This window comes from Pseudomonas triclosanedens (genome assembly GCF_026686735.1).
Classification (GTDB): Bacteria; Pseudomonadota; Gammaproteobacteria; order Pseudomonadales; family Pseudomonadaceae; genus Pseudomonas; species Pseudomonas triclosanedens.
Genome location: NZ_CP113432.1, coordinates 6,158,079 through 6,184,593, shown reverse-complemented (window position 1 = coordinate 6,184,593; position 26,515 = coordinate 6,158,079). Strand labels below are relative to the sequence as shown.

General features: G+C 66.1%; 22 protein-coding genes. 13 read left to right on the top strand and 9 right to left on the bottom strand.

Going from position 1 to position 26,515, the window contains the following annotated elements; all coding sequences use genetic code 11:
- Window positions 1-176: 176 nt before the first annotated feature.
- The 3 genes from OU419_RS28565 to OU419_RS28555 form a co-directional block, all read right to left on the bottom strand.
- The gene (locus tag OU419_RS28565) at window positions 177-509 is read right to left on the bottom strand and encodes a hypothetical protein (protein ID WP_254469643.1); all 333 of its coding nucleotides are present in this window, start codon (window positions 507-509) and stop codon (window positions 177-179) included.
- 381 nt (window positions 510-890) lie between these two features.
- The gene (gene gbdR / locus OU419_RS28560) at window positions 891-1,997 is read right to left on the bottom strand and encodes a choline metabolism transcriptional regulator GbdR (RefSeq protein ID WP_254469642.1); all 1,107 of its coding nucleotides are present in this window, start codon (window positions 1,995-1,997) and stop codon (window positions 891-893) included.
- 373 nt (window positions 1,998-2,370) lie between these two features.
- Complete coding sequence (locus OU419_RS28555) at window positions 2,371-3,747, bottom strand: L-serine ammonia-lyase (RefSeq protein WP_254469641.1); 1,377 nt, start codon at window positions 3,745-3,747, stop codon at window positions 2,371-2,373.
- Window positions 3,748-4,086: 339 nt separating this feature from the next.
- On the opposite strand from OU419_RS28555, the gene OU419_RS28550 reads away from it, so the two are divergent.
- From OU419_RS28550 to choV, 4 genes are all read left to right on the top strand, one after another.
- Window positions 4,087-5,025, top strand: a complete 939-nt coding sequence (locus OU419_RS28550) for a choline ABC transporter substrate-binding protein (RefSeq protein WP_254470320.1) — start codon at window positions 4,087-4,089, stop codon at window positions 5,023-5,025.
- A 247-nt stretch (window positions 5,026-5,272) separates the two neighbouring features.
- Window positions 5,273-6,211 carry a choline ABC transporter substrate-binding protein gene (locus OU419_RS28545; protein WP_254469640.1) on the top strand — a complete coding sequence of 313 codons (939 nt, stop codon included), beginning with the start codon at window positions 5,273-5,275 and terminating at the stop codon, window positions 6,209-6,211.
- 54 nt (window positions 6,212-6,265) lie between these two features.
- Complete coding sequence (choW, locus tag OU419_RS28540) at window positions 6,266-7,105, top strand: choline ABC transporter permease subunit (protein ID WP_254469639.1); 840 nt, start codon at window positions 6,266-6,268, stop codon at window positions 7,103-7,105.
- 5 nt (window positions 7,106-7,110) lie between these two features.
- Window positions 7,111-8,289 carry a choline ABC transporter ATP-binding protein gene (choV, locus tag OU419_RS28535; RefSeq protein WP_254469638.1) on the top strand — a complete coding sequence of 393 codons (1,179 nt, stop codon included), beginning with the start codon at window positions 7,111-7,113 and terminating at the stop codon, window positions 8,287-8,289.
- 183 nt (window positions 8,290-8,472) lie between these two features.
- On the opposite strand, the gene OU419_RS28530 is transcribed toward choV, so the two are convergent.
- The 4 genes from OU419_RS28530 to OU419_RS28515 all read right to left on the bottom strand — a co-directional run bounded on the left by OU419_RS28530 (window position 8,473) and on the right by OU419_RS28515 (window position 13,207).
- Window positions 8,473-9,480 (bottom strand): alpha/beta fold hydrolase, encoded by a 1,008-nt coding sequence (locus OU419_RS28530; RefSeq protein ID WP_254469637.1) that lies wholly within the window; start codon window positions 9,478-9,480, stop codon window positions 8,473-8,475.
- A 189-nt stretch (window positions 9,481-9,669) separates the two neighbouring features.
- The gene (locus OU419_RS28525; RefSeq protein WP_254469636.1) at window positions 9,670-10,539 is read right to left on the bottom strand and encodes a helix-turn-helix transcriptional regulator; all 870 of its coding nucleotides are present in this window, start codon (window positions 10,537-10,539) and stop codon (window positions 9,670-9,672) included.
- A gap of 53 nt (window positions 10,540-10,592) precedes the next feature.
- On the bottom strand, window positions 10,593-12,011 hold the full coding sequence (locus OU419_RS28520) for an aminotransferase (RefSeq protein WP_254469635.1): 1,419 nt from the start codon (window positions 12,009-12,011) through the stop codon (window positions 10,593-10,595).
- Window positions 12,012-12,103: 92 nt separating this feature from the next.
- The gene (locus OU419_RS28515; protein WP_254469634.1) at window positions 12,104-13,207 is read right to left on the bottom strand and encodes a polyamine ABC transporter substrate-binding protein; all 1,104 of its coding nucleotides are present in this window, start codon (window positions 13,205-13,207) and stop codon (window positions 12,104-12,106) included.
- Between the two features lie 209 nt (window positions 13,208-13,416).
- Between OU419_RS28515 and OU419_RS28510 the strand changes: the two genes are divergently transcribed.
- The 5 genes from OU419_RS28510 to OU419_RS28490 all read left to right on the top strand — a co-directional run bounded on the left by OU419_RS28510 (window position 13,417) and on the right by OU419_RS28490 (window position 19,691).
- Window positions 13,417-14,064 (top strand): TetR family transcriptional regulator C-terminal domain-containing protein, encoded by a 648-nt coding sequence (locus tag OU419_RS28510; protein WP_254469633.1) that lies wholly within the window; start codon window positions 13,417-13,419, stop codon window positions 14,062-14,064.
- A 112-nt stretch (window positions 14,065-14,176) separates the two neighbouring features.
- Window positions 14,177-14,917: a response regulator gene (locus tag OU419_RS28505; RefSeq protein WP_254469632.1), complete on the top strand. Its 741-nt coding sequence runs from the start codon at window positions 14,177-14,179 to the stop codon at window positions 14,915-14,917.
- Window positions 14,918-14,920: 3 nt separating this feature from the next.
- Window positions 14,921-15,706 (top strand): substrate-binding periplasmic protein, encoded by a 786-nt coding sequence (locus tag OU419_RS28500; RefSeq protein WP_254469631.1) that lies wholly within the window; start codon window positions 14,921-14,923, stop codon window positions 15,704-15,706.
- Window positions 15,703-17,946 (top strand): ATP-binding protein, encoded by a 2,244-nt coding sequence (locus OU419_RS28495; RefSeq protein ID WP_254469630.1) that lies wholly within the window; start codon window positions 15,703-15,705, stop codon window positions 17,944-17,946. Before OU419_RS28500 ends, OU419_RS28495 begins: the two co-directional genes overlap by 4 nt.
- A gap of 320 nt (window positions 17,947-18,266) precedes the next feature.
- Complete coding sequence (locus OU419_RS28490; protein WP_254469629.1) at window positions 18,267-19,691, top strand: amino acid permease; 1,425 nt, start codon at window positions 18,267-18,269, stop codon at window positions 19,689-19,691.
- 48 nt (window positions 19,692-19,739) lie between these two features.
- Here OU419_RS28490 and OU419_RS28485 read toward each other — a convergent pair whose 3' ends face one another.
- Together OU419_RS28485 and OU419_RS28480 are read right to left on the bottom strand one after the other, a co-directional pair.
- Window positions 19,740-20,624: a dihydrodipicolinate synthase family protein gene (locus tag OU419_RS28485; protein WP_254469628.1), complete on the bottom strand. Its 885-nt coding sequence runs from the start codon at window positions 20,622-20,624 to the stop codon at window positions 19,740-19,742.
- A gap of 59 nt (window positions 20,625-20,683) precedes the next feature.
- A complete protein-coding gene (locus tag OU419_RS28480) occupies window positions 20,684-21,466 on the bottom strand; it encodes an aldolase (protein ID WP_254469627.1) in 783 nt (260 codons plus the stop codon).
- Window positions 21,467-21,610: 144 nt separating this feature from the next.
- On the opposite strand from OU419_RS28480, the gene OU419_RS28475 reads away from it, so the two are divergent.
- The 4 genes from OU419_RS28475 to OU419_RS28460 all read left to right on the top strand — a co-directional run bounded on the left by OU419_RS28475 (window position 21,611) and on the right by OU419_RS28460 (window position 26,444).
- The gene (locus OU419_RS28475; RefSeq protein ID WP_254469626.1) at window positions 21,611-22,150 is read left to right on the top strand and encodes a helix-turn-helix domain-containing protein; all 540 of its coding nucleotides are present in this window, start codon (window positions 21,611-21,613) and stop codon (window positions 22,148-22,150) included.
- Window positions 22,151-22,379: 229 nt separating this feature from the next.
- Window positions 22,380-23,168 carry an enoyl-CoA hydratase/isomerase family protein gene (locus OU419_RS28470; RefSeq protein ID WP_254469625.1) on the top strand — a complete coding sequence of 263 codons (789 nt, stop codon included), beginning with the start codon at window positions 22,380-22,382 and terminating at the stop codon, window positions 23,166-23,168.
- A 17-nt stretch (window positions 23,169-23,185) separates the two neighbouring features.
- A complete protein-coding gene (locus OU419_RS28465) occupies window positions 23,186-24,346 on the top strand; it encodes an acyl-CoA dehydrogenase family protein (RefSeq protein ID WP_254469624.1) in 1,161 nt (386 codons plus the stop codon).
- 10 nt (window positions 24,347-24,356) lie between these two features.
- On the top strand, window positions 24,357-26,444 hold the full coding sequence (locus OU419_RS28460; protein WP_254469623.1) for an acetate--CoA ligase family protein: 2,088 nt from the start codon (window positions 24,357-24,359) through the stop codon (window positions 26,442-26,444).
- Window positions 26,445-26,515 lie beyond the last annotated feature (71 nt).

Genomic DNA, 26,515 nt, shown 5'->3' with positions numbered 1-26,515 from the left:
CTGGTAAAACCGATGCAACTGCATGGTCAGAACGAATGCACACAGATGGTCAAGTGCAATGCAGCTCCGCGCCCAGGCTGGCCAGCGGGCGTATCGGTGGCAGGAAAACAAATCCTTCCTCTTTGAAACCTTGAAAACCCCAGCCAACGAGCTGGGGTTTTTGTTGTTGGGGCGGGTTATTGCCCTCTGGCGCGCTGTTGCTGGTTGGCCTGGTACAGCGACTGGGCGTCGGATGCCAGCAGTAGCAGCGAGCGGCTGAGTTGGAGGAGGTTGTGGTTGGGGAGGGCGGTCAGTTCGGCCAGCTCCAGTGTGGTGAGCAGGTCGATGAGGGATTTCAGCCGGTATTCGGCGGCGTCGTACAGCGCGTTGGCGGGGGCGTTGGGGTTCAGGTAGAGGGTGGCGTCGCGGGGCAGTTTGCTGTGTTGTGACGCTGGCCCCAGCGGGATGAAGGTGCCCCCTTCGCGGCGTTCTGCTGGGCTGGAGGGTGACGTATGATCGGTGTTAGCCATGATTCAGCTCCTGTTTAGCTGCTTTGTGGTTAGCGGGCTCAAGGTGTGTGACCACCTTGGGCCCGCGTCTTTTGGGTCTGTTGAAACTCCTGCTCGATCCGCGCTGTTCGGCGCTCACGGATCGCCTTCCGCTACTCCCCACGATGTGCCGATTAGGCAAGAACTTGCACAGATCGCTCGGGATCGTGTGGTGAACGAGCTGCCATGCTAGCGATGAGGGGGCGAGGCATCCACTGCGATGGGCGGGATGCAGTAGTTCCCTGTGCAGACTTGGGAAAAGGCTGATGAGGGCGGACTAGACGCGTCGGCGCCCCTGCTGAGGCGGGATGAAAAAAGGGAGGCCACTGGCCTCCCTTTTTCGTTCTGCGGGCGAGGTGCGGGTCAGACTACGCGCACGCTGGCGAAGGTGGATTCGCCCTGGGCCTGGCTCAGGGCGGAGATGGCGGAGGAGTTGGGCATGAGGGCGAGGTCCTGCGGGATGGGCATGACCATGACGGGCTGGCCGATGGGCTGGCCCTGGCGCTCGTCGCGCGGCGGGATGCCGAAGTATTCGCGGTAGCACTTGGAGAAGTGGGGGGTGGAGACGAAGCCGCACACGGAGGCGACTTCGATGATGGACATGGAGGTTTGCTTGAGCAGTTGGCGCGCGCGGATCAGGCGCAGCTTGAGGTAGTAGCGCGAGGGCGAGCAGTGCAGGTACTTCTGGAACAGGCGCTCGAGCTGGCGGCGCGAGACGTTGACGTAGACGGCCAGTTCGTCGAGGTCGATGGGCTCTTCGAGGTTGGCTTCCATCAGGGCGACGATTTCCTGGAGCTTGGGCTGGTTGGTGCCGAGCATGTGCTTGAGCGGGACGCGCTGGTGGTCCTGTTCGTTGCGGATGCGTTCGTAGATGAACATTTCGGAGATGGCGGCGGAGAGTTCGCGGCCATGCTCGCGGCCGATGAGGTGCAGCATCATGTCCATCGGCGCGGTGCCGCCGGAGGAGGTGAAGCGGTTGCGGTCGATGGAGAACAGGCGGGTGCTCATGGCGACGCGGGGGAAGGCTTCCTGCATGGCGGCCAGGCATTCCCAGTGGACGCTGCAGTCGTAGCCGTCGAGCAGGCCGGCGCGGGCCAGGGCCCAACTGCCGGTGCATACGGCGCCGAGCTTGCGGCCAAGGCGGGCCTGGGCCTGGAGGAAGGTGGCGTGTTCGCGGGTGACGCTGCGCTGGATGCCGACGCCGCCGACGACGATGAGGGTGTCCATTTGCGGGGCGCTGTCGCAGCCGGCGTCGGGGGTGATCTGCAGGCCGTCGCTGGCCCAGATCTGGCGGCCGTCGAGGCTCAGGGTGTGCCAGCGGTAGAGTTCGCGTCCGGAGAGCTGGTTGGCCATGCGCAGCGGTTCTACCGCGGAGGCCAGGGAGATCAGGGTGAAGTTGTCCAGCAGCAGGAAGCCGATGGACTGCGGAGCTCGGTTTTGCGGGGGAACTCCGGGGTTGAACGCGTTCATTCGATCACCTCACGCTAGTCACAGTCGCCTCGCTGGAGGCGTTTCTTATGCTTGTTGTCTGCTCGGGGAATTCCGCCTTGGGCGGTCCCTTGGCTGTTCCTCTGTCCATAGCAAGGCAAATGCCATGCCTAGGTTGAATGGACGTTCAATAAAAAAAGAAAACGGCATGGAAATGCCGTTTTTGATGGTCCGGATTGCGACCCCTCGCAGGTCGCAAATGCGCATGGGCACTGGGCTGGGGATTTTGGTAGCACTCGGCGGTTGGCTCGCCGAACCTGCGATGACCGGATCGGTAACGCTGGGTGCTACGTCGGTACGGGCGTACTGCTGCGCCAGAATGTGGCGTTGGATGGGCGGCGTGGTCTATTTGGGGTCAGCATTCGATGCTGCTGACGGCGAGGCCGCCGCGCGAGGTTTCCTTGTATTTGTCGTGCATGTCGGCGCCGGTGTCGCGCATGGTACGGATGACCTGGTCGAGGCTGATGAAGTGCTGGCCGTCGCCGCGCAGGGCCATTTGCGCGGCGTTGATGGCTTTCACGGCGGCGATGGCGTTGCGCTCGATGCAGGGCACCTGGACCAACCCGCCGACGGGGTCGCAGGTGAGGCCGAGGTTGTGTTCGAGGCCGATCTCGGCGGCGTTCTCTACCTGTTCGGGGCTGGCGCCCAGGACTTCGGCAAGGCCGGCGGCGGCCATTGCGCAGGCGGAGCCGACTTCGCCCTGGCAGCCGACTTCGGCGCCGGAGATGGAGGCGTTTTTCTTGCACAGGATGCCGACGGCGGCGGCGGCGAGGAGGTAGTCGGTGACGTCGCTGTCGCGGGCGTCGGGGTTGAAGCGCATGTAGTAGTGCAGGACGGCGGGGATGATGCCGGCGGCGCCGTTGGTGGGGGCGGTGACCATGCGCCCGCCGGCGGCGTTTTCTTCGTTGACGGCGAGGGCGAAGAGGTTGACCCATTCCATCGCGGAGAGGGTGGAGCCGATGACGTTGGGCTTGCCGATTTCCTGGAGGTTTCTGTGCAGGCGGGCGGCGCGGCGTTGCACGTTGAGGCCGCCGGGCAGGATGCCTTCGTGGTTGAGCCCGCTGTCGACGCAGTCGCGCATGGCTTGCCAGATGGTCTTGAGGCCGTCGCGGATGTCGGTTTCGCTGCGCCACATGCGTTCGTTGGCCATCATCAGTTCGGAGACGCGCAGGCCGTGGCGGCGGCACAGGGTGAGCAGTTCGGCGGCGCTGGAGAAGTCGTAGGGCAGCGCGGTGTGGTCGGTGTCGAGGCTGCCGGAGGCGGCCTGCTCCTGGTCGACGACGAAGCCGCCGCCGATGGAGTAGTAGGTGTCGCCGTGCAGGAGCTGGTCGCCGTGGAAGCTGCAAAGGCGCATGGCGTTGGGGTGGTAGGGCAGGTTTTCGTCGAGCAGGCGCATGTCGCGCACCCAGTCGAAGGCGATGGGCTGGTTGCCGGCCAGCAGCAGTTCGCCGCTCTGGCGCAGGGCGGCCATGCGCGGTTCGATCTGGCGCGGGTCGATGCGGTCGGGCCATTCGCCCATCAGGCCCATGATCACGGCGCGGTCGGTGCCGTGGCCGATGCCGGTGGCGGAGAGCGAGCCGTACAGGCGCACTTCGACCCGCGTGGTGCGTTGCAGCAACTGGCGTTCGCGCAGCGCGCCGACGAACAGGGCTGCGGCGCGCATGGGGCCTACGGTGTGGGAGCTGGAGGGGCCGATTCCGATCTTGAACAGGTCGAACACACTGATTGCCATGCCGGTCTCCGGGCGAGCTGCGCATCCGTGGGATAGGTGGGGTGGGCACGTCCCTGTGCCCGCGATGCGTTGTCATGATCGGTCCAAGCGCGGGCGCGGCCCCCTCCGGCACCGACCCGGCCATATCCAAAAGCGCCGTGGTTGCTCTTCGATGGGGCGCGGTGTGGGGGTGGCGGGCGATGGTGTTCCGCTGGCGACGATGGCATGCCTGGCTGCGACATCCGCGGGCCGGACCTCGACTGGTCGATAGGCGCGGGGTGGCGCCTGCTCCATGATTCTGGCCCGACGAACGGTATCGGACCGTGCGTGCCCCCTTCTCCGCAGTCAGAGGCTGGTCTCATGAAGAGTCTTGTGTCGTCGCTGTTGGCGTTATCCGTGGTACTGCCGGGCGTTGCCCGCGCCGCTGAACCCGATTCCTGCTCCGTGGTGCGTTTCGCCGACGTGGGCTGGACGGATATCACTGTTACGACGGCGGTGACGCGCCTGGTGCTGAGCCACCAAGGCTACCGCACGCAGGTGGTGCGGCTGTCCGTGCCGGACACCTACAAGGCGATGTCGGAGAAGAAGATCGATGTGTTCCTCGGCAACTGGATGCCGAGCATGGCGAACGACATCAAGCCTTACGCGGACAAGGGCACGGTGGAGACTGTGCGGGCGAACCTGGAGGGTGCCAAGTACACGCTGGCGGTGCCGCGCTATGCGTATGAGGCGGGCCTGAAGACTTTTGCCGATATCGCAAAATTCAGGGAGCAACTGGGCGGGCGCATCTACGGCATCGAGCCGGGCAACGATGGCAATCAGTTGATCCAGAAGATGATCCGGGAAAAGGCGTTCGGCCTGGGCGACTTCAAGCTGGTGGAGTCCAGCGAGGCGGACATGCTGGCCTACGTCAAGCGGGCCGGGGCCTTGAAGCAGCCGATCGTGTTCCTGGGCTGGGAGCCGCATCCGATGAACACGCGAATCCAAATGAACTATCTGGATGGGGGGGATTCCTACTTCGGTCCGCATTATGGCGGGGCGACGGTCTTCACTAACGTCAGAGCAGGCTATCTTCAGGAGTGCCCGAATGTGGCTCGGCTGCTGCAGAACCTGACATTCGACCTGGCGATGGAGAACCAGTTGATGGATGCGGTGCTCAACGAGCGGCGCAATCCGCGCCAGGCCGCCAAGGGTTGGCTCAAGGCCAACCCGCAGGTGCTCGATGGCTGGCTGCAGGGCGTCGCACCGCGCGTTTCCGGCGGTCCGGCAGGTGCCTCGAAGGCTGTCGCGTCGGACTGATCGCGGCCCTTGCAGGTCGTCTGCGCGGGGCCTCTGGACTGGATGCGACACGGCTGGTGCTGAATGCGACTTCGCCTGCACTGGTTGCGACGCACCCGGTATGCGGCGAATTTTTCCTGTTCCATGATCGTTTACGAAATGACAACAAAAGGGCCTGCGGTTTCGGCCCCACCAATAATACGAGAGACCGCCGCGCCCTCCACCGGGGGGGCAGCGCCGGCGCCCCACCCCGCAGAGGAGTACGCTCATGAAAGGTTGCAAGTCTTTGCTGCTGGCTGTGTCCGTTTGCGCGCCGCTGGCGGTTCAGGCCGCTGAACCTGAGTCGTGCGGCACGGTTCGCTTCTCCGACGTCGGCTGGACCGACATCACGGTGACCACCGCCACTACCCGCCAGGTGCTCGAGTCGCTTGGTTACACCACCAAGGTGAACATGCTTTCCGTGCCGGTGACCTACAAGTCGCTGGCGAACAAGGACCTCGATGTGTTCCTCGGCAACTGGATGCCGAGCATGGCCAACGACATCAAGCCATACGCCGACGCTGGCACGGTGGAAACCGTGCGCGCCAACCTCGAAGGCGCGAAGTACACCCTGGCGGTGACGCAGGCGGCGTATGACGGCGGGCTGAAGAGTTTCGCCGACATCAGCAAGTACGCCGACAAGCTGGGCAACAAGATCTATGGCATCGAGCCGGGCAACGACGGTAACCGCCTGGTGCAGGGGATGCTCGACAAGAACCAGTTCGACCTGGGCAAGTTCAAGCTGGTGGAGTCCAGCGAGGCGGGCATGCTGTCGCAGGTTGGCCGGGCCGACCGGCGCAACCAGTGGATCGTGTTCCTGGGCTGGGAACCGCATCCGATGAACACCCGCTTCAAGATGAAGTATCTGGAAGGCGGTGACGATGTGTTCGGCCCCAACTACGGCGGTGCGACGATCTATACGAACGTGCGCAAGGGGTACGCGCAGGAGTGTCCGAACGTGGGCAAGCTCCTGACCAACCTGACGTTCACCCTGGACATGGAAAACAAGCTGATGGATGCCGTGCTCAACGGGGGCAAGAAGCCCGAAGAGGCGGCCAAAGCCTGGTTGAAGGACCATCCGGAACTGCTCGACGCCTGGCTCGCCGGCGTGACCACCCGTGACGGCAAACCGGCCTTGGCGGCAGCCAAGGTGGCGTTCTCGAAATAAGAGCCGAAGTAATTGCCGTTGGCCGACTCCCCTAGCTTCTGATGGGCCCGCATCATGTTCCTGACTGATCACAAGCTCCCGCTGGGCGCGCATATCGCCGCTTTCGTCGATTGGCTCACCCAGCACGGCGCTTCCGTTTTCGACAAGATTTCCGACACCCTCGAGTTCCTGATCCACGGTGTCACCAACAGTCTGTTGTGGTTCAACCCGCTGGCGCTGATCGCGCTGCTGGTGATCCTGGTGTTCTACATCCAGCGCAGTTGGGGCCTGGCGGTGTTCGCCCTGGCTTCGCTGCTGCTGATTCTCAACCTGGGTTACTGGCAGGAGACGATGGAGACCCTGGCGCAGGTGATCTTCGCCACGGTGGTGTGTATCGCCATCGGGGTGCCGCTGGGCATCCTGGCGGCGCACAAGCCGTGGTTCTACACCGCGCTGCGGCCACTGCTGGACCTGATGCAGACGGTGCCCACCTTCGTCTACCTGATCCCGACCCTGACGCTGTTCGGCCTGGGTGTGGTTCCGGGGCTGATCTCCACGGTGATCTTCGCCATCGCGGCGCCTATCCGGCTGACCTGCCTGGGCATCCAGGACGTGCCGGCGGAACTGATGGACGCTGGCAAGGCCTTCGGTTGTTCGCGCTGGCAACTGCTGACGCGCATCGAGCTTCCGCACGCGATGCCGAGCATCGGCGCAGGGGTTACGCAGTGCATCATGCTGTCGCTGTCGATGGTGGTCATCGCCGCGCTGGTGGGTGCCGACGGCCTCGGCAAGCCAGTGGTCAACGCGCTCAACACGGCGGACATTTCCCTCGGCTTCGAGGCCGGTCTGGCCATCGTTCTGCTCGCCATCCTGCTCGACCGGGTGTGCAAGCAACGCTCGCTGCGGGGGAGGTAAGCACCATGTCCGCGATCCGATTCGAACATGTGGATGTGATTTTCGGCACCCACACCAAGGAAGCGCTCAAGCTGCTGGACAAGGGCCTGGGCCGTGAGGAAATCCTCAAGCGCACCGGCCAGGTGCTGGGCGTGGAAGATGCCTGCCTGGACGTCAATCGCGGCGAGATCTGCGTGATGATGGGGCTGTCGGGGTCGGGCAAGTCCAGCCTGCTGCGCTGCATCAATGGCCTCAACCGGGTGAGCCGGGGCAAGCTGCTGATCGAGCACGAGGGCCAGCAGGTGGATATCGCCAGTTGCTCGCCGGCGACGCTCAAGACCATGCGCACCAAGCGCATCGCGATGGTGTTCCAGAAGTTCGCGCTGATGCCCTGGCTGACGGTGGCCGAGAACATCGGTTTCGGCCTGGAGATGCAGGGCCGCCCGGCCAACGAGCGCAAGAAGGTGATCGACGAGAAGCTGGAGCTGGTGGGCCTGTCGCAGTGGCGCGACAAGCGCCCGGACTCGCTCTCCGGCGGCATGCAGCAGCGCGTCGGCCTGGCCCGCGCGCTGGCGATGGATGGCGACATCCTGCTGATGGACGAGCCCTTCTCGGCGCTGGACCCGCTGATCCGCCAGCAGTTGCAGGACGAGCTGCTGGTGCTGCAGCGCCAGTTGCACAAGACCATCGTGTTCGTCAGCCACGATCTGGACGAGGCGCTGAAGATCGGTACGCGCATCGCGATCATGAAGGACGGCCGCATCATCCAGCACGGCAAGCCGGAGGAGATCGTTCTCAGCCCGGCGGACGACTATGTGCGTACCTTCGTTGCCCACACCAACCCGCTCAACGTGCTGTGCGGTTCGAGCCTGATGCGCGGCCTCGACCAGTGCCGCCGCCAGGCCGACGAGGTGTGCTTCGACCAGGGCCGCGATTGCTGGATCGGGCTGACCGAGACCAACCAGGTCAAGGCCGCGCGCCAGGGCAGCAACATCATCGACCTGCAGCAATGGCGCCCGGGCGACCCGGTGGAGAAGCTCAAGCACGAGCCGACGCTGGTGGATGTGAGCATCCGCATGCGCGATGCGTTGCAGATCCGCTACCAGACCGGCCACAAGCTGGTGCTGCAGGAACAGAACCGTGTGGTAGGGGTGCTCGGCGACAGCGAGCTGTACCACGCGCTGCTGGGCAAGAACCTGGGCTGACTGCGCGCCCGAATGAAGAACGCCGGCTCCCTGCGAGGGGAGCCGGCGTTTTTGTCGGGACTGTTCTGAAGGGGCGGGCTTGCTCGCTCCTGTACGTCAGGTTCGGCGCCCGCCGGATCGCTTTGTAGGATGGGTATCGCTTCGCTCCACGCCATCCTACGGCTGAACCAGCCGGCACAGCGGTCAGTGCTTGAGGTCCGCCAACCCCTTGAGCAACGCCTCGTGGAAGCGTTTCGGGTCCTGGATCTGCGGTGCGTGGCCGAGGTTGTCGAATTCGACCAGGGTGGCGTTGGGGATGGCTTTGGCGGTCTGTTTGCCCAGCTCGGCGTAGTTGCCCAGCCTGGGTTTCACGTCGGCCGGGGCAATGTCCTTGCCGATGGCGGTGTTGTCCTTGGCGCCGATGAGCAGCAGGGTCGGCATTTTCAGTTGGCCGAATTCGTAGACCACCGGCTGGGTGAAGATCATGTCGTAGAGCAGCGCGGAGTTCCACGCCACGCGCTCGTGCCCGGCGCCGTTGAACAGGCCGGCGAGCATGTTCACCCATTTGTCGTACTCGGGTTTCCACTGGCCGGCGTAGTAGGTTGCCTGTTCGTACTGGCGGATGCCCTCGGCACTGGTCTTGAGCTCGCGCTCGTACCACTGGTCCGGGGTGCGGTAGGGCACGCCGAGGGCCTTCCAGTCTTCCAGGCCGATGGGGTTGACCATCGCCAGTTGCTCGACCTGCTGCGGGTACATCAGCGCGTAGCGGGTGGCGAGCATGCCGCCGGTGGAGTGCCCGAGCAGGGTGATCCTGCCGACCTTCAGGTGTTCCAGCAGCGCGTGGGTGTTGGTTGCCAGTTGCTGGAAGCTGTACTGGTAGCGCTCGGGTTTGGTGGATTTGCAGAAGCCGATCTGGTCTGGCGCAACCACGCGGTAGCCGGCGTCGCTCAGGGCGGCGATGGTGCTTTCCCAGGTGCCCGCGCAGAAGTTCTTGCCGTGCAGCAGCACCACGGTGCGGCCGTTGGGCTGCTTCTTGGGCTTCACGTCGATGTAGGCCATGTGCATGTGATGGCCCTGGGAAACGAAGCTGTAGTGGCCGACCGGGTAGGCGTACTGGAAGCGCTCCAGCTCTGGCCCGTAGGTGGGTTTAGTTTCGGCGGCGTGCAGCGGCAGGGTGGCGGCCAGTAGCAGGGCGGGAAGCCAGCGGCGCATCGGGGAGCTCTCCGGGTGGTTTGGGCACGGGTGAGACAGCGGTAGTCGCCATAGGTTGGCAGATTTCCGCGTGCACCGCCGCATCGGTTGGTATCGAAAACCGTACCGTTGTGCGCTGTGCGGGAGCAGCGGGTATCAGAATCGCAGGATGGGTATCGCTGCGCTCCACCCATCCTGCGTAGAGCAGGGTCAGGCGGCTGCAACGCCGCCGGTAAGCCAGTCGATGAATAGCGAGAAGAGCTCGGCCTGGGAGTTGATTTCGAGCTTGGTGTAGAGGTGCTTGCGGTGCATGCGTACGGTCTCGGGCGAGATGTCGAGCACCCGCGCGCTGGACTTCACCGAGTGGCCGCGCAGCAGCAGGTGGGCGATCTCCCGTTCGCGCTCGGTGAGACGGTCGCTGCCGAAGTTCATGAAGGCCGCGCGAATGTGCCGGTTCAGCGGCGCCTGGGCCGCCTGGCTGCCGTTGCCTTCGCCGCGCCCGGCCAGCAGCAGGTCGAGGCCGCCGCTACGTTCGAACTGGCGGATCAGCTCGCGCACCAGCGGCAGGGCGCCGGCCAGCAGGTCGAGCTGGGTTTCGCTGAAGCGCGCGCCGCTGTAGCCCTGGTACAGGCACAGGGAAACCTTGCGCGCCTCGCCGAGGTCGACGATGAAGTGGCAGTCCTCGGTGCAGCCGAACTTGAGGTAGTAGGTCTTGTAGTACTCGCTGGCGAAGAAGTCGTCCGGGGCGATGTCGGCCAGCGGGTAGAAGCCTTCGGTGAGGCCGTCTTCCAGGGCCAGGCAGAAGGGGTCGAGCAGGTAGCCGCGGGCGTAGTAGCGCTCGATCAGTCCTTCGTGGTGTTCGGGGACGATGCCGCGCTGGTACAGCGGCTGTGGTGGCTGGCCGCGCCGCTCCAGGCCGAGCATCACCGATTCCACTGGCACCAGGCAGTTCAGCGCCTCGGCCAGACGTTCGACGAAGCTGACCTCGCCGACGCTGGCGACAGCGCGCGCCAGCCCCGCATGCCAGGCATGCAGGGCTGGTGCATCGGAGGTTTCGCTCAGCGCCTGGGATTCGCTCATGTCCGGCAGTCTAAAGGGCTGCCGGGGTACAGGCAAAATCCTCGGATCGATCATCAGTGCCCCGCGTAATCGCCACTGCGCTTGAGGTCTTCTGCGGCTTCGAGGATCGACTCGCGCAGGGTGTCGACGATCTCGTCGACCTGCTCGCGAGTGATGGTCAGCGGCGGCGACATCACGTTGAGATGAACGATCGGCCGCACCAGAAGGCCGCGGGCCTGGGCGCGCAGGTGGATCTTCTCGCCGATGTTCAGTTCCTCGGGGAAGAGAGCCTTGCTGCGCTTGTCGGCGACGAATTCGACGCAGGCCATCAGCTTCTGGCAACGCACGCTGCCCACCAGCGGCAGGCCGGCCAGTTCCTGCAGGCGCTGCTCCAGGTAGTCGCCGACATCCTTCACGTGCTCCAGCAGGTTCTCCCGCTCGATGATCTCGATGTTCTTCAGCGCCGAGACGCAGCTCACCGGGTGCCCGCTGTAGGTGAAGCCGTGGGCGAAGCAGCGGCCCTTGTCGGCCTCGCCGATCACTTTCCAGATGCGCTCGGAGAAGATGCACGCGCCCAGTGGCAGGTAGCCGGAGGTCAGGCCCTTGGCGGTGGTGATGATGTCCGGCTGCATGCCGAACACGTCTTCGGAGGCGAAGAACGCGCCAAGGCGGCCGAAGGAGGTCACCACTTCGTCGGCGACGTAGAGCACGTCGTACTTCTTGCAGACTTCCCACATGCGCTGGTGGTAGCCCTTGGGCGGGATGATCACGCCGCCCGAGCCCATGATCGGTTCGGCGAAGAAGGCGGCAACCTTGTCCTGGCCCAGTTCGAGGATCTTGTCTTCGAATTCCTTGACCAGGAATTCGAGGAAGTCGCTCTCGGTCATGCCCTCCGGCGCGCGGTAGGGGTTGGGGCAGGAGATGTGGTGGATGACGTCCTTGAGGAAGTCGAACTCCGCCGGATGGTCGGCGACCTTGCCGCCCAGGGACATGGTGAGGAAGGTCGAGCCGTGGTAGGCGTTGACGCGGCTGATGATGTGCTTCTTCTCATGCTTGCCGCGGCAATTCTGGTAGTACTGGATCAGCCGGTAGGCGGTGTCCACGGCGGTGGAGCCGCCGGTGGTGAGGAATACGTGGTCGAGATCGCCCGGCGCCAGTTCGGCGAGCTTCTCGCAGAGCTGGATGGCGGTGACGTTGGCCATGTCGCAGAACGGGTTGGAGTAGGCCAGCTTGCGCACCTGTTCGGCGATGGCGTCGGCCATTTCCGCGCGGCCCAGGCCGATGTTGGTGCACCACATGCCGCCCACGGCGTCCAGGTAGCGGTTGCCCCTGGTGTCGTAGATGTAGGCGCCTTCACCGGCGGCGATGTTCAGCGCACCATTCACGCGGTGGTCGTCGAACACGTGGTAGCCGTGCATGTAGTGGGCCTTGTCGGCGGCGACCAGCTGCTCGTCGTTGAACTGGGCGAAGAAGGCTGGAGTTGGGGTGGTCATCGTCTGTACCTCGGACTTTCGGTTATTCGTGTAGGGGAGAGCCTTCTCCCCGTGCCCCGGCGCTCGGGCCGGGGCGTGTTCTGGGCGGTCCATCAGGTTCCGGTCTTCACCGCGTTCCAGGTACGGGTGATCAGGCGGGTGGCCTTGGGGTCCTGCACCTTCTGGGTGAACAGCCGCGAGCGGGTTTCGGCGTCGGGGTAGATCGCCGGGTCGTTGCGCACCTCGGCGGTGAGCATTGGCGTTGCGGCGGCGTTGCTGGTGGCGTAGCGGATGTAGTCGCTGACCTCGGCGGCGACCTTGGGCTGCAGCATGTATTCGATGAACGTGTGGGCGTTCGCCACGTGCGGCGCATCGGCCGGGATGTAGAAGTCGTCGAACCAGATCAGCGAGCCTTCCCTGGGCACGAAGTAGCCCAGCTTGACCTTGGCGCCGGCCTCGTCGGCGCGGGCCTGGGCGGTGGCGTAGTCGCCGGACCAGGTCATGGCCATGCACTGGTCGCCGTTGGCCAGGCCGTTGAGGTAGCTGGTGGAGTCGAACTTGCGGATGTACGGGCGGACCGATTGCAGCAGGTCCTGGGCGGCCTTCAGGTCTTCGGGCGCGGCGCTGTTGGGGTCGCGCTTGAGGTAGGCCAGGGCCAGCGGGATGACGTCGGTGGGCGAGTCGATGATGGTCACGCCGCAATCGGCGAATTTCGACACGATCTTCGGATCGAACAGCATCGCCAGCGAGCCGATGGGGGCGTCGGGCATGCGCTGCTTGATCTTGTCGATGTTGTAGGTGATGCCGTTGCTGCCCCAGGTGTAGGGCGCGGAGTACTTCACGCCCGGGTCATAGTGATCCAGGTGCTTGAGCACATCGGCATCGAGGTTGTTCCAGCTTGGTAGCCTGGACTTGTCCAGCGGCTGGAACACGCCGGCCTTGAGCAGCGGCGGCACCAGGGCGGCGTTGAGCACCACCAGGTCGTAGCCGGAGCGGCCGGGCAGCAGCTTGCCCTGCACTGTCTCGTAGGAATCGAAGGTGTCGTAGACCACCTTGATGCCGGTGGCTTTTTCGAAGTCGGCGATGGTGTGTTCGCCGATGTAGTCGGTCCAGTTGTACAGCCGCAGCGTGTTGGCGCTGTCGGCTTCCCCTCCGTGACCCAGAGCCGGCAAGGTTGCCAGCGCCGCGCTGAGTACTGCTGCGAGCGTTTTCTGCATGTCAGTCCCACCTGTAGTTGTTATTGATCGGAGTCGTCGCGGATGCAGCCACTCTCGGCCAGGGTCGGCGGATGGGCCATTCCCCGAACGGGTAGGTAAGGTCTGCCGATGGTTCGTCACGGCCGTGGCGAAACGACGACGGACCCTGGGGCTGGCATCCTGTCGAACAATCGTTCAGATTGGCCGCCTGAGACGAATGGAGCCTAGGCATGAACCAGGAAGTCCGCTTTTCCCGACTGGAGCCGGAGCAGCGCAAGGCACTGCTGATCGAGGCCACGCTCGCGTGCCTCAAGCAGCACGGCTTCCAGGGCGCATCGATCCGCAAGATCTGCGCCGAGGCCGGTGTGTCGGTGGGACTGATCAACCACCACTATTCGGGCAAGGACGAACTGGTGGCCGAGGCTTACCTGACGGTGACCGGGCGGGTGATGCAGTTGTTGCGCGAGGCCATCGCCGAGGCGGCGCCCGATGCCCGCGCGCGGCTGTCGGCGTTCTTCCGCGCCTCGTTCTCCGCCGAGCTGCTCGACCCGCAACTGCTGGACGCCTGGCTGGCGTTCTGGGGCGCGGTGAAGACCGCAGAGGCGATCAACCACGCCCATGATCACTCCTACGGTGAATACCGCTCGCTGCTGGCGCAGACGCTGAACGAGCTGGCGCGGGAAGAGGGCTGGGAAGGTTTCGACGCCGACCTCGCGGCCATCGCCCTGAGCGCGTTGCTCGACGGTTTGTGGCTGGAGTCGGGGCTGAACCCCAACACCTTCACGCCCGAGCAGGGCGTGCAGATCTGCGAGGCCTGGGTAGATGGCCTGCAGCATGGCGGGCGACAGCGATTCAGCCGCCCGCCGGCAGCCTGTTGATCGAATGTTCAGCTATCGGTACCCTGCTGCCGTCTGCGGGCTCCGTTCCCCGCAGCTCCCCTAGACTAATAACAAGAACGACCCCGACCCGTTCGGTGGCGTCAGCAGGGTATTGGCGATGGCTCCCCGTGTTCTGATCGTCGACGACGATCCGCTGATTCGCGAACTCCTCCAGGCCTATCTCGGCGAGGAAGGTTACGACGTGCTCTGCGCGGGCACTGCCGAGCAGGCCGAAGCCAGCCTGGCCGAGGCCGAGCGCGGCGAGCAGCCGATCGACCTGGTGATGCTCGACATCCGCCTGCCCGGCAAGGACGGCCTGACCCTGACCCGCGAGCTGCGCGTGCGTTCGGAGGTCGGCATCATCCTGATCACCGGCCGCAACGACGACGTGGACCGCATCGTCGGCCTGGAATGCGGTGCCGACGACTATGTGATCAAGCCGCTCAACCCGCGTGAGCTGGTGTCCCGCGCGAAGAACCTGATCCGCCGCGTTCGCCACGCCCGCCAACCCGTCGCCGCGCAACCGGCCCGGCAGAACCACAAGCGCTTCGCGCACTGGACGCTGGACCCCGACCGCCGCCGCCTGATCGACGCAGGCGGCAGCGAAACCCCACTGACCCACGGCGAGTTCCAGCTGCTCTGTGTGTTCCTGCGCAACACCGGCCATACCCTGAGCCGCGACCAGCTGATGGACCAGATCCGCAACCGCGAGTGGCTGCCCAACGACCGCTCCATCGACGTGCTGGTAGGCCGCCTGCGCCGCAAGCTGCGCGACGACCCTGCCGAGCCCGAGCTGATCATCACCATCCACGGCGCCGGCTACCTGTTCACCGCCACGCCCGCCGACGTCTGAGCCATGCGCTGGCCGGCCCTGCTGTGCCTGGTGCTGCCGCTGCTGGCAGCGGGCACCACCGCGAGCGCCGCGCAACCGATCCGCTACTGCGACTACCCCGTGTACCCGCCGATTTCCTGGAGCGATGGCCACGAGGTCCGCGGGCTGGCGCCGCAAGCGGTGCGCAGCGTGCTCGGCGAGCTGGGCTACGAGGTGACGACCGTGGTGCTCGGCAACTGGAAGCGCTGCCTGCTGGATGCCGCCGAAGGCCGCGTGGACGTGGTGCTGGCCTACCGCACGCCGCAGCGTGACGATGGCCTGCTGTTCTCCCGCGTGCCGGTGCTGCGCGAGGAAGTGGCGATCTTCTACAACCGCCGCAAGCCGGTGCGCTTCGACCGGCTGGACGACCTCGCCAGCTACCGTGGCGGGCTACTTTTCGGCGAGAGCTACGGGGCGCAGTTCGACCGCTTCGTCGCCGAGCACGGCAATGTCGAATGGGTCTCCGACAGCCGACAGAACTTCGGCAAGCTGATCCGCCAGCGTATCGACTTCATCGCCCACGAGCGCCGCACTGGCGGCCTGTTCGTCGAGCAGTTGGCCGGAGGCGAGAACATCGCGGCATTGCCCAGGCCGCTGACCGTGGACTACCTGCGCATCGCGGTGTCGCGCCGGTCGCCGCTGGCCGCGCGGATGGACGAGATCGACGCGGCGCTGCAACGGCGAGTGGAGGATGGCAGCGTGGCGCGCTGGCTGGATGACAGCGAGCGCGGCTACCGCGCGATGCTCGCCGGCGACGGAGTGCCGCGATGAAGCTGCCCGGCGGCCTGGCCCGGCGCCTGCTGCTGCGGGTGTTGCTGTTCAGCCTGTGCTTCACCGTGCTGGCCAGCGCAGTGCAGTTGTACTTCGAATACCGCCGCGAGATGCGCGACATCGAGGCGCGCCTGGAGCTGATCCGAGTCGGCTACCTGGCCAGCTTCGAGCGCAGCCTGTGGGACCTCAACCAGGAGCAGCTCAACGTGCAACTGCACGGCCTGGTGGACTTTCCCGACATCGCCCAGGCGCGTCTGCGCAGCGCCGATTTCAACCTGATGCAGGGCAGCGAAAGTGGGCGCGGCCCGCTGCGTGTGGAGCGTTTCGCCCTGGCCTTCCAGCCGCCGGATGGCGAGCGCCGGGAGCTGGGGGAACTGGAGGTGAGCATCGACCTGGGCGCCGTCTACCTGCGCCTGCTCCACGGCGGCCTGGCCAGCCTGTTGTGGATGGGCGTGTTCCTCTGTGGCCTGGCGGTGGCGCTGAGCTGGCTGTTCCACAGCCTGGTCACCCGGCATCTGCGGCGCATGGCCGATTTCGTTCGCGGGCTGACCGGCGGCGACCTGGGGACCGAGCTGGCGCTGGACAAGGTGCGCAGCGGCGAGGACGACGAAATCGACACCGTGGCTGATGCCCTAGACGGCCTGCGCCGCGCACTGCGCGCCGAACTTCGGCGCCGCGAGGCCGACCGCGAGGCGCTGCAAAGCACGCGCGACGAGTTGCAGCGGCGGGTCGAGCGGCGCACCGCCAGCCTGCGCCGCGCCAAGGAAGAAGCGGAGGCGGCCAACCGTGCCAAGAGCCGCTTCCTCGCCACCATGAGCCACGAAATCCGCACCCCACTGGGCGGTATCCTCGGCATGGCCGAGCTGCTGCGCGCGGCCCCCCTGGGCGAGCAGGATCGGCGCCGGTTGCAGGCGCTGTCCACTGCTGGCGAGGGGCTGCTGGCGATCCTCAACGAGGTGCTGCACTTCGCCAAGCTGGAAGATGGCGCCAGCCAGCCCGAGCCGGTGGACTTCTCCCTGCGCCGTCTGCTCGATGACGTGGTGACCCTGCTGGAGCCGCGCGCGCAGGACAACGGTACCGTCCTGCGGCTGCGCGTCGATCCGCAGGTGCGCGACGCCTGCCGGGGCGCCGAGCAGTTCCTGCGCCAGGTGCTGAGCAACCTGGTGGCCAACGCGGTGAAGTTCACCGAGGAAGGCGAGGTGCTGCTGGAGGTGGCCGTGCTGGCGTCCGACGAGGCCGGGCAGCGCCTGCGTTTCAGCGTGACCGACGACGGCATCGGGATTTCCTCGGAGCAGCAGGAAAAAATCTTCCAGCGCTTCACCCAGGCCAGCGACGAGGTGGCGCGGCGCTACGGCGGCACCGGCCTGGGGCTGGCGATCAGCAAGCGCCTGGTGGAAAGCATGGGCGGTGAGATCGGCGTGGAGAGCCTGGAGGGCGAGGGCAGCACCTTCTGGTTCGAGATCGCGCTGGCGCCGGGCGTGGTGCCGAGCGCTACGGCAATCGTGGAGTGCTCGCCGGCGCTGGAGGTGCTGGTGGTGGAGGACGTCGCCCTGAACCGCGAGGTCGCCCAGGCGCTGCTGGAGCGCGATGGCCATCGCGTGCACCTGGCCGACGACGCGGAGCCTGCGCTGGCGCTCGCCGCCTCGCGGCGCTTCGACCTGATCCTGCTGGATATGCACCTGCCGGGCATGAGCGGCCTGGAGCTGTGCCGGGCAATTCGCGGGCAGGCGGAAGGCCGCAACGTGCGCACGCCGGTGTTCGCCTTCACCGCCAGTGTGCAGCCGGGGATGGTGCGTCGCTATTTCGAGGCCGGCATGCAGGGCGTGCTGGGCAAGCCGCTGCGCCTGGAGCAACTGCGCCGCGCGCTGGCCGGTGTAACGGGCGATGCGGCGGACGAGACCGTGGACAGCGGCCCGCTGGATCACCGCGTGCTGGATACCCACCGCCGTCTGTTGGGCGAGCACAAGCTCGCCGAACTGCTCGATAGCCTCTGGCGCCTGATCGACCAGCAATGGCCGCTGCTGCTGGATGCGCTGCGCCAGGACGATGCGGTCGAAGCCGCGAGCCTTGCCCACCGGCTGGCGGGGAGTTGCCGGTCGATGGGGCTGCGCGGCCTGGGCGACTGCCTTGGCGAGCTGGAAGAGGCGGCGCTGGCGGGAGCTTCGCTCATGGGCTGGACGGATAAGCTGGATCGGGAGAAGGCGGTCGTTGCTGAACTCCTGAAGAGCACCCCGGCGTAGGGCGCATAACCTGGAACAGGTTATCCGCCATCTGCTGCGGCGGATAACGCTGGCGCGTTATGCGCCCTACAGGGGATGCCGGGCTCACTTTACGTTGTGGGAGCGAGCAACTATCTGAAAACCCCGCCCCGCGCGCCCTGCACAAAATCCTTACATCTTTCTACAACTTCGATCCTGCCGAACAACGGCGCCTTACATCGTCTTCCAATAATCCGGTGGCATCCGTGCCCGAGCCACGGCCTCTGACTGATTGGAGATAACAATAATGATCCAACGTAGAGTTCTGCTCAGCCGCGCCCGCCGCATTGCGGAGGTGTGCCATGTCTGAGCTGCAAGCGTCCCAGGAAAAAGATCGTATCCAGCTCACCCGAGCGCTCAAGAGTCGCCACATCTTCATGCTCTCGCTGGGCGGCGTGATCGGCACCGGCCTGTTCATGGGCTCGGGTGTCACCATCAATTCCGGCGGCCCGATGGGCGCCATCCTCGCCTACCTGGTCGCGGGCCTGCTGATGTACCTGGTGATGGTCTGCCTGGGCGAGCTGTCGGTGCAGATGCCGGTTTCCGGCTCCTTCCAGGCCCACGCCACACGCTTCATCGGCCCGGCCACCGGGTTCATGATCGGCTGGGTCTACTGGATGAGCTGGGCCTCCACCGTCGGCCTGGAGTTCACTGCCGCCGGCATGCTGATGACCCGCTGGTTCCCCGATGTGCCGATCTGGCTGTGGTCGGGCTTCTTCGTGATCGTGCTGTTCTCCCTCAATGCCCTGGCCACCCGAGCCTTCGGCGAGGCCGAATACTGGTTCTCGGGCATCAAGGTCGCGGCCATCCTGGCCTTCATCGTGGTCGGCGTGCTGGTGATCTTCGGCGCCATCCCGCTGAACGACGGCGCGGCTGCTCCGGGGCTGCACAACCTGATCAGCGACGGCCTGTTCCCCAACGGTCTGTCCGCGGTGTTCGCGGTGATGATGACGGTGGTGTACGCCTTCCAGGGCTGCGAGATCATGGGTGTCGCCGCCGGCGAGACCGACCAGCCGGAAAAGAGCATCCCGCGTGCCGTGCGCAACGTGGTGTTCCGCGTGCTGATCTTCTATGTGCTGGCGATTGCCGTGCTCTCCTGCATCGTGCCGTGGCAGAAAGCCGGGCTGATGGAGAGCCCGTTCGTGCAGGTGTTCGACATGGTTGGCATTCCCTACGCCGCCGACCTGATGAACTTCGTGATTCTCACCGCGATTCTCTCGGTGGGTAACTCGGGCCTCTACGCTTCCACCCGCATCCTCTGGGCGATGTCCAAGACCGGCATGGCGCCTCGCAAGCTGTCGAAACTCAGCGCCCGTGGCGTGCCGCTCTACGCGCTGCTGATCAGCCTGGCCTTCGCGCTGCTGTCGCTGCTGACCAGCATCGTCGCCGCCGACACGCTGTTCATGGTGCTGATGGCGGTGAGCGGGATGTCCGGTACGGTCACCTGGATCGTCATCGCCTACGCGCAGTACCGCTTCCGCCGCGAGCACATGGCCAAGGGCGGCACGGTGGCTGACCTCAAGTACGCGGCGCCGCTGTTCCCGTTGATTCCGCTGGCGTGCATCGCGATCTGCTGCTCGCTGTTCGTGTTCCTGGCGATGGACCCGACCCAGCGCCCGTCGCTGTACTGGGGCTTCGGCTTCATGGCGGCCTGCTACCTGGCCTACTACGTGCTCAAGCGCAAGCGCCCGCAGGTGGTCAGCGAGGCGGCGTTGAGCGTGGGTTGAATGGAGAAGAGCCCCGCGCGCGGCTGACGCGGGCGGGGCAGTCATGCCTCATTGCAGTGCTGTCAGCAGTCCCTGCAGATAGCGCTGGCCGTCGCCGTCCAGCTCCTGCAACGGCAGGCGCGGCACGCCGACCTCCAGGCCGGTCATGCGCAACCCTGCCTTGATGGTGGTCGGCAGGCCACGGCGGGTGATGTAGTCGAGCACCGCCAACTGCCGATAGAACGACTCCCGCGCATCCTCCATGCGTCCTTCCTGCACCGCTTCGTACAACGCGCGGTTGTGCTCCGGGATAAGGTTGGGCGCTGCCGTGCACCAGCCTTTCGCCCCGGCCACCAGCGCTTCCAGCGCCAGTGGGTTGCAGCCGTTGTAGAACGCCACCTGGCCGTCGGAGAGCAGGCGCAGGCGGTGCATGCGCTGGATGTCGCCGGTGCTCTCCTTGACCATCGTGACGTTCTCCACTTCGTTGACGATCCGCAGGATCAGCTCCACCGGCAGGTCGGTGCCGCTGGTGCCCGGGTTGTTATAGAGCATCACCGGAATGCCGATCGCCTCGCCCACCGCGCGGTAGTGGGCGAGGATTTCCGCTTCGTTGAGCTTCCAGTAGGACACCGGTAGCACCATCACCGCGGTGGCGCCGAGGCGTTCGGCGAAGCGCGCGCGGCGCACCGTGCGGGCAGTGGTGAGGTCGGACACGCTGACGATGGTGGGAACACGGCCGGCGATGGTCTTCAGGCTGAATTCCACCACCGCGTCCCATTCCGGGTCGCTGAGGTAGGCACCTTCGCCGGTGCTGCCCAGCGGCGCGATGGCATGCACGCCGCCGGCGAGCAGCCGTTCGATGGAGCGGCCGAGCGCCGGCAGGTCGAGCGTACCGTCGGAGCCGAAGGGAGTGATGGTGTAGCCGATGATGCCGTGGAGGATGGTCGAGGACATGGTTGCACCTGGGGCACTTGTGGGTAAGTGGCTTTGTCGTTATCGGAGTGGGAGGCCGGTCAGCTCAGGCATTCGCCGTGCTCGCGCAGGCTGCGCCGGGCGTAGTAGCTGAAGGCGGCGCCGTGGCGCTTGGGCGTGGAGATCCAGTCGTGCGCTTCCTTGCCCAGGGCCTGGGGTATCGGCTTGATCTTGCCGGCGGCCATCGCCAGCAACTGCATCTTCGCGGCACGCTCGAACAGCATCGCCACCACGCAGGCTTCCTCGATGCTCGAACCGGTCACCAGCAGGCCGTGGTGGGAGAGCAGGATGGCGCGCTTGTCGCCCAGGGCGGCGGAGATGATCTCGCCTTCCTCGTTGCCCACCGGCACGCCCGGCCAGTCCTTGAGGAAGGCGCAGTCGTCGAACAGCGGGCAGAGGTCCATGTGCGACACCTCCAGCGGCACTTCCAGCATCGACAGCGCGGCGGCGTGCAGCGGGTGGGTGTGGATGATGCAGTTGACGTCCGGGCGGGCGCGGTACACCCAGCTGTGGAAGCGGTTGGCCGGGTTGGCCATGCCCTGGCCCTGGAGCACCTTGAGGTCTTCGTCGACCAGCAGCAGGTTGCCGGAGGAAATCTCGTCGAAGCCCAGCCCCAGGCGCTGGGTGTAGTAGGTGCCGGGCTGTTCCGCGCGGCAGGTGATCTGCCCGGCCAGGCCCGAGTCGTGGCCGCCGTCGAAGAGAATCCGGCAGGTCAGGGCCAGTTTTTGCCGGGCAGTCCACGTATTATCGGCCAGGCTGGTCTGCATTTGCCGTTCGGCGTGCTGGATCAACTGGTCCTTGGGGAGGTGCATGGTTGTCGCCATGAGAGTCTTCCTCTGTTCGGGATGGACGCGAGTGGGGCTCGCGGTCATTTCGGTTGCGTTGCAATGACACAAATCAAGCTAAATGACACAATGTGTCATTGGCAAGAGAAAAGTTTCCCGCACCGGCGCCAAGGGGCGTTCTGCATGTCCATGCGATTGAAATTGCTGAGAAAAAAACTGGGGATCACCCTGGAGACGCTGGCCGACAAGACCGGCATGACCAAGAGCTACCTGTCCAAGGTCGAGCGCGGGCTGAGCACGCCGTCGATTGCCACGGCGCTCAAGCTGTCGAAGGCGCTCAACGTCCAGGTGGAAGAACTGTTCGCCGAGGAAAGCGGCGCCGCCGAGGGCTACAGCCTGGTGCGCAGCGGCGAGCGTCAGTCGCTGGCGCGCGACGACGAAGGCCCGGCCTATGCATCGCTGGCCCGGCAGATCGGCGACCGCGCGCTATTGCCGTTCATCGTCTATCCGCCGGCTGACTTCAGCCACTCGACGTTCAAGGAGCACCTGGGCGAGGAATTCATCTTCGTTCACCGGGGGCGGGTGGAGGTGGACTTCATGTCCGAACGCCTGACCCTGGAAACCGGCGACGCGCTGCACTTCAACGCGCAGAAACCGCACCGCCTGCGCTCCCTGGGCGATGAGCAGGCCGAACTGCTGGTCGTGGTGCACAGCCAGGACTGACCCCGCGCGCGGCGACCCTCCGCCGCGCCGTCCTCCGCGATTGTTCGAAGTTGTAACAAGCGCTCCCCCGATTGTCCTCCAAACGCCGGCAGCCCCCGCGCCGCGCGGCGTTCCCGCGTGTTCGCAGGCCGTTACAAGCCACCCATTCGGGTGGATTGCCGGCTTGCTGAACACTTGTTTAGTATTGGCTCAACGCCTCAACACAATCGACTACAAGAACGAGGGCAGCATGACTCAGCCATCCCCGCTCAGCCGGGTCCAGGACGGCATCGCCTGGATCACCCTGAACCGCCCCGAGCAGCGCAACGCGCTCGACGTCCCTACACTCAGGAACCTGCTGGCTCTGCTCGACGCCCATGAGGCCGATGCGGCCGTGCGTGTCATCGTGCTTACCGGCGAAGGCCGCAGCTTCTGCGCCGGCGCCGACCTCGCCGAATGGGCCGAGGCCGAAGCCCGTGGCGAGCTGGAAACCTACGGCTGGACCGAAACCGCCCACGCCCTGATGCGCCGCCTGCACGGTCTCGACAAGCCGACCATCGCCGCCGTCAACGGCACCGCCGTAGGCGCCGGGATGGACCTGAGCCTGTGCTGCGACTTCCGCATCGCCGGCGCCTCCGCGCGCTTCAAGGCCGGCTACACCGGCATGGCCTACTGCCCGGACGCCGGCGCGAGCTGGCATCTGCCGCGCCTGATCGGCAGCGAAGCGGCCAAGCGCCTGCTGTTCCTCGACGAACTGTGGAACGCCGAGCGCGCACTGAACGCCGGCCTGGTCGGCGAAGTGGTTGCCGATGAACAACTGCTGGAGCACGTCGGCGAATTCGCCGCACGCCTGGCAGCCGGCCCGACCTTCGCCTTCGCCCAGACCAAGCGCCTGATGCGCGACGGCGCCGCCCGCACCCTGGCCCAGCAACTGGAGGCCGAGCAGGCCGCCGGGCTGCTCTGTGGCCGCAGCGAGGATGCCGCCGAAGCACTGCGCGCCGTGGCCGAAAAACGCTCCCCCCAATTCAAAGGCCGCTGACGGCTGCAGGTGACGTGATGGATTTCCAACTGACCCAGGAACAGGAAATGCTGGTGGAGGCCGTTCGCGCCTTCGTCGAGAAAGAACTGCTGCCTCATGAGGAAGAAGTGGACCGCGCCGACGCGGTGTCCCCGGAACTGGCCGCGCAGATTCGCGGCAAGGCGCTGGCGGCGGGCTTCTATGCTTTCAACATGCCCGAGGAAGTGGGCGGCGGCGGCCTGGACTACCTGTCCCAGGCGCTGGTCGAGCGCGAACTGTCCAAGGTCTCCTGGGCGCTGCACGTGTTCGTCGCGCGTCCCTCGAAGATCCTCATGGCCTGCAAGGGCGAGCAGATCCAGGACTACCTGCTGCCGGTGGTGCAGGGCGAGAAGATCGACTGCTTCGCCCTCACCGAGCCGGGCGCCGGCTCCGACGCCAACTCGATCAAGACCCGCGCCGTGCGTGACGGCGACGACTTCGTGATCAACGGCTCCAAGCACTTCATCAGCCATGCCGGCCACGCCGACTTCGCCATCGTCTTCGCTGTGACCGACACCTTCGAGCGCAACGGCAAGAAGCGCAACGCCGTGACCGCCTTCCTGGTGGACAAGGGCACCGCCGGCATGACCGTGCGCCGCGGCCCGAAATGCGTGAGCAACAAGGGCTACCACACCTACGAAATCTTCTTCGACGACTGCCGCGTGCCGGCCTCCAAGGTGCTGGGCGAAGTCGACAAGGGCTGGGAAGTGGCCAACGCCTGGCTCACCGCAGGCCGCGTGATGGTCGCCGCCAACTGTGTCGGCCAGGCCCAGCGCGCGCTGGACCTGGCGCTGCAATGGTCGGCCGACCGCAAGCAGTTCGGTGCGGCCATCGGCAGCTACCAGGGCATCTCCTTCAAGCTCGCCGACATGGCCACGCAGATCCGCGCCGCCGAGCTGATGACCCTGCACACCGCCTGGAAGATGGACCGCGGCAGCATGACCGACGGCGAGGCCGGCATGGCCAAGCTGTTCGCCAGCGAAGTGCTGGGCAAGGTCGCCGACGAGACCGTGCAGATCTTCGGTGGCATGGGCCTGATGGACGAAGGCCCGGTGGAGCGCATCTGGCGCAACGCGCGCATCGAGCGCATCTGGGAAGGCACCTCGGAAATCCAGCGCCACATCATTTCCCGCGAACTGCTGCGCCCGCTGCTGCGCTGAGGCCACTGCGATGAAACGCGAAAACCTGCAACGCCTGCTGGCGCCCCGGCACCTGGCCTTCATCGGCGGCCGCAGCATGGCGCGCGCGCTCAAGCGCTGCGCCGAGGGCGGTTTCGCCGGGGAGATGTGGCTGGTCAACCCGCAATACGACGAACTCGAAGGCGTGCCCTGCGTACGCAGCATCGCCGAACTGCCCGAGGGGCCGGACGCAGTGTTCGTCGCCACCAACCGCGACCTGACTGTGCAAGCCGTGGCCGAGCTGGCCGCCAGGGATGCTGGTGGTGCCATCTGCTATGCCTCCGGCTTCGCCGAGACCGGTGCCGAGGGCGAAGCCTTGCAGCGCCGCCTGCTCGCCAGCGCCGGCGACATGGCCCTGCTCGGCCCCAACTGCTACGGTCTGCTCGACTACCTGCACGGCGCAGCGCTGTGGCCGGTGGCCCACGGCGGGCACCTGGTGGAAAAGGGCGTGGCGGTGCTGACCCAGAGCGGCAACTTCGCCTACAACCTGTCCATGAGCGACCGCTCGCTGCCCATCGCCTACATGGCCTCGGTGGGCAACCAGGCGCAACTGGGTGTGGCCGAACTGATGGATGTGCTGCTCGACGAGCCGCGTGTCACCGCCATCGGCCTGCACCTGGAAGGCCTGAAGAACGTCCCCGGCTTCGCCCGCGCGGCCTTCAAGGCATTGCAGAAGGGCATCCCGGTGATCGCGCTGAAGACCGGCGTGTCGCAGATTGGCGCCGAACTCGCGCTCAGCCACACCAGCTCGCTGGCCGGCTCCGATGCGCTGTACGACGCGCTCTTCGAGCGTCTCGGCGTGATCCGCGTCAGCGGCCCGGTGAGCTTCATCGAAACCCTCAAGGCGGCCGCCTGCGGCAACCTGCCGGCCGGCCCGAGCCTGGCCGCGCTGGCCTGCTCCGGCGGTGATGCCGGGCTGATCGCCGACTACGCCGAACGCAACGGCCTGGCCCTGCCCAAGCTGGTCGACGCGCAGCGTGCCGAGCTGGCCCGGGTGCTGCCGGACTACGCCAACATCGCCAACCCGCTGGACTTCACCACCGCCATCTGGGGCGACGGCCCGGCGTTGCAGCGCATGCTGGACAGCGCCCTGCAGACCGGCGCCGACGCCGCCCTGCTGGTGCTGGACTACCCCGGCGAGGAAACCGGCGAACGCCCGCAGTGCGACCTGCTGCTGGAGCTCTACTGTGCGGCGCTGGAGCGCCACGGCAAGGTCGGCTTCATCGCCTCCGCCTTGCCGGAACTGCTGCCCGAACACGCCCGCGAACTGCTGCACGCCCGTGGCGTTGCCGCGTTGCAGGGCGTGGAAGATGGCCTGGCGGCCTGGGGCCGCATCGCTCACTACCGGCAGCGTCGCGAAGCGCTGCTGGCCCGTGGCGAAGCGGCTCTGGTGCCGGTGTGCCCGCAGACTCTCGACAGCCAGGGACGGCTGCTCGATGAGTGGCAGTCCAAGCAGGCGCTCAAGCCCTTCGGCCTGCCGCTGCCGCGCGCCGCGTTGAGCACGCCGGCCCAGGCACGTGAAGCCGCTGCCGATGTGGGCTTCCCGCTGGCGCTGAAAGTGGTCAGCGCGCAACTGCCGCACAAGACCGAGGCAGGCGGCGTGGCGCTCAACCTGCGCAACGAGGCAGCGCTGGAAGCGGCGCTGTTCGACATGCGCGAAAACCTCGCCCGCCACGCGCCCGGCGTGCCCTTCGAGCAGGTGCTGCTGGAGCGCATGGCCAGCCCGCCGCTGGCCGAGCTGATCGTTGGCATCAAGCGCGAGAACGGTTTCGGGCTGGCACTGGTGCTGGGCGCCGGCGGCATCCTCGTCGAGCTGCTCAAGGACAGCCGCAGCCTGCTGCTGCCGACCACCGGCGCGGCGATCCGCGATGCCCTGCTGAGCCTGCGCAGCGCGCCGTTGCTCACCGGCTTCCGTGGCCGCCCGGCGGTGAACCTGGACGCCGTGGTGGAGGCCATCCGCGCGGTGGCCGACTACGCCTGCGAACACGTGGACAGCCTGCTGGAACTGGACGTGAACCCGCTGCTGGCGGACGCCGAAGGCGCCGTGGCGGTGGACGCGCTGATCCGTACCGCCGAATGAAACGCACGTCCCTGTAGGAGCGAGCAAGGGCTAGGCGCCCCCCTCGGTCCTACGAAAAGCAAAAATGCGGC

Excerpts from the sequence above, each read along its gene's own strand:
- OU419_RS28520 (WP_254469635.1), bottom strand. The coding sequence starts at position 12,011 with ATGACCACCCCAACTCCAGCCTTCTTCGCCCAGTTCAACGACGAGCAG.
- choW (WP_254469639.1), top strand. The coding sequence starts at position 6,266 with ATGTTCCTGACTGATCACAAGCTCCCGCTGGGCGCGCATATCGCCGCT.
- OU419_RS28550 (WP_254470320.1), top strand. The coding sequence starts at position 4,087 with ATGAAGAGTCTTGTGTCGTCGCTGTTGGCGTTATCCGTGGTACTGCCG.
- choV (WP_254469638.1), top strand. The coding sequence starts at position 7,111 with ATGTCCGCGATCCGATTCGAACATGTGGATGTGATTTTCGGCACCCAC.
- OU419_RS28545 (WP_254469640.1), top strand. The coding sequence starts at position 5,273 with ATGAAAGGTTGCAAGTCTTTGCTGCTGGCTGTGTCCGTTTGCGCGCCG.
- OU419_RS28475 (WP_254469626.1), top strand. The coding sequence starts at position 21,611 with ATGTCCATGCGATTGAAATTGCTGAGAAAAAAACTGGGGATCACCCTG.
- OU419_RS28525 (WP_254469636.1), bottom strand. The coding sequence starts at position 10,539 with ATGAGCGAATCCCAGGCGCTGAGCGAAACCTCCGATGCACCAGCCCTG.
- OU419_RS28460 (WP_254469623.1), top strand. The coding sequence starts at position 24,357 with ATGAAACGCGAAAACCTGCAACGCCTGCTGGCGCCCCGGCACCTGGCC.
- OU419_RS28495 (WP_254469630.1), top strand. The coding sequence starts at position 15,703 with ATGAAGCTGCCCGGCGGCCTGGCCCGGCGCCTGCTGCTGCGGGTGTTG.
- OU419_RS28515 (WP_254469634.1), bottom strand. The coding sequence starts at position 13,207 with ATGCAGAAAACGCTCGCAGCAGTACTCAGCGCGGCGCTGGCAACCTTG.
- OU419_RS28555 (WP_254469641.1), bottom strand. The coding sequence starts at position 3,747 with ATGGCAATCAGTGTGTTCGACCTGTTCAAGATCGGAATCGGCCCCTCC.
- OU419_RS28470 (WP_254469625.1), top strand. The coding sequence starts at position 22,380 with ATGACTCAGCCATCCCCGCTCAGCCGGGTCCAGGACGGCATCGCCTGG.
- OU419_RS28485 (WP_254469628.1), bottom strand. The coding sequence starts at position 20,624 with ATGTCCTCGACCATCCTCCACGGCATCATCGGCTACACCATCACTCCC.
- OU419_RS28465 (WP_254469624.1), top strand. The coding sequence starts at position 23,186 with ATGGATTTCCAACTGACCCAGGAACAGGAAATGCTGGTGGAGGCCGTT.
- OU419_RS28500 (WP_254469631.1), top strand. The coding sequence starts at position 14,921 with ATGCGCTGGCCGGCCCTGCTGTGCCTGGTGCTGCCGCTGCTGGCAGCG.
- OU419_RS28530 (WP_254469637.1), bottom strand. The coding sequence starts at position 9,480 with ATGCGCCGCTGGCTTCCCGCCCTGCTACTGGCCGCCACCCTGCCGCTG.
- OU419_RS28490 (WP_254469629.1), top strand. The coding sequence starts at position 18,267 with ATGTCTGAGCTGCAAGCGTCCCAGGAAAAAGATCGTATCCAGCTCACC.
- gbdR (WP_254469642.1), bottom strand. The coding sequence starts at position 1,997 with ATGAACGCGTTCAACCCCGGAGTTCCCCCGCAAAACCGAGCTCCGCAG.
- OU419_RS28480 (WP_254469627.1), bottom strand. The coding sequence starts at position 21,466 with ATGGCGACAACCATGCACCTCCCCAAGGACCAGTTGATCCAGCACGCC.
- OU419_RS28510 (WP_254469633.1), top strand. The coding sequence starts at position 13,417 with ATGAACCAGGAAGTCCGCTTTTCCCGACTGGAGCCGGAGCAGCGCAAG.
- OU419_RS28565 (WP_254469643.1), bottom strand. The coding sequence starts at position 509 with ATGGCTAACACCGATCATACGTCACCCTCCAGCCCAGCAGAACGCCGC.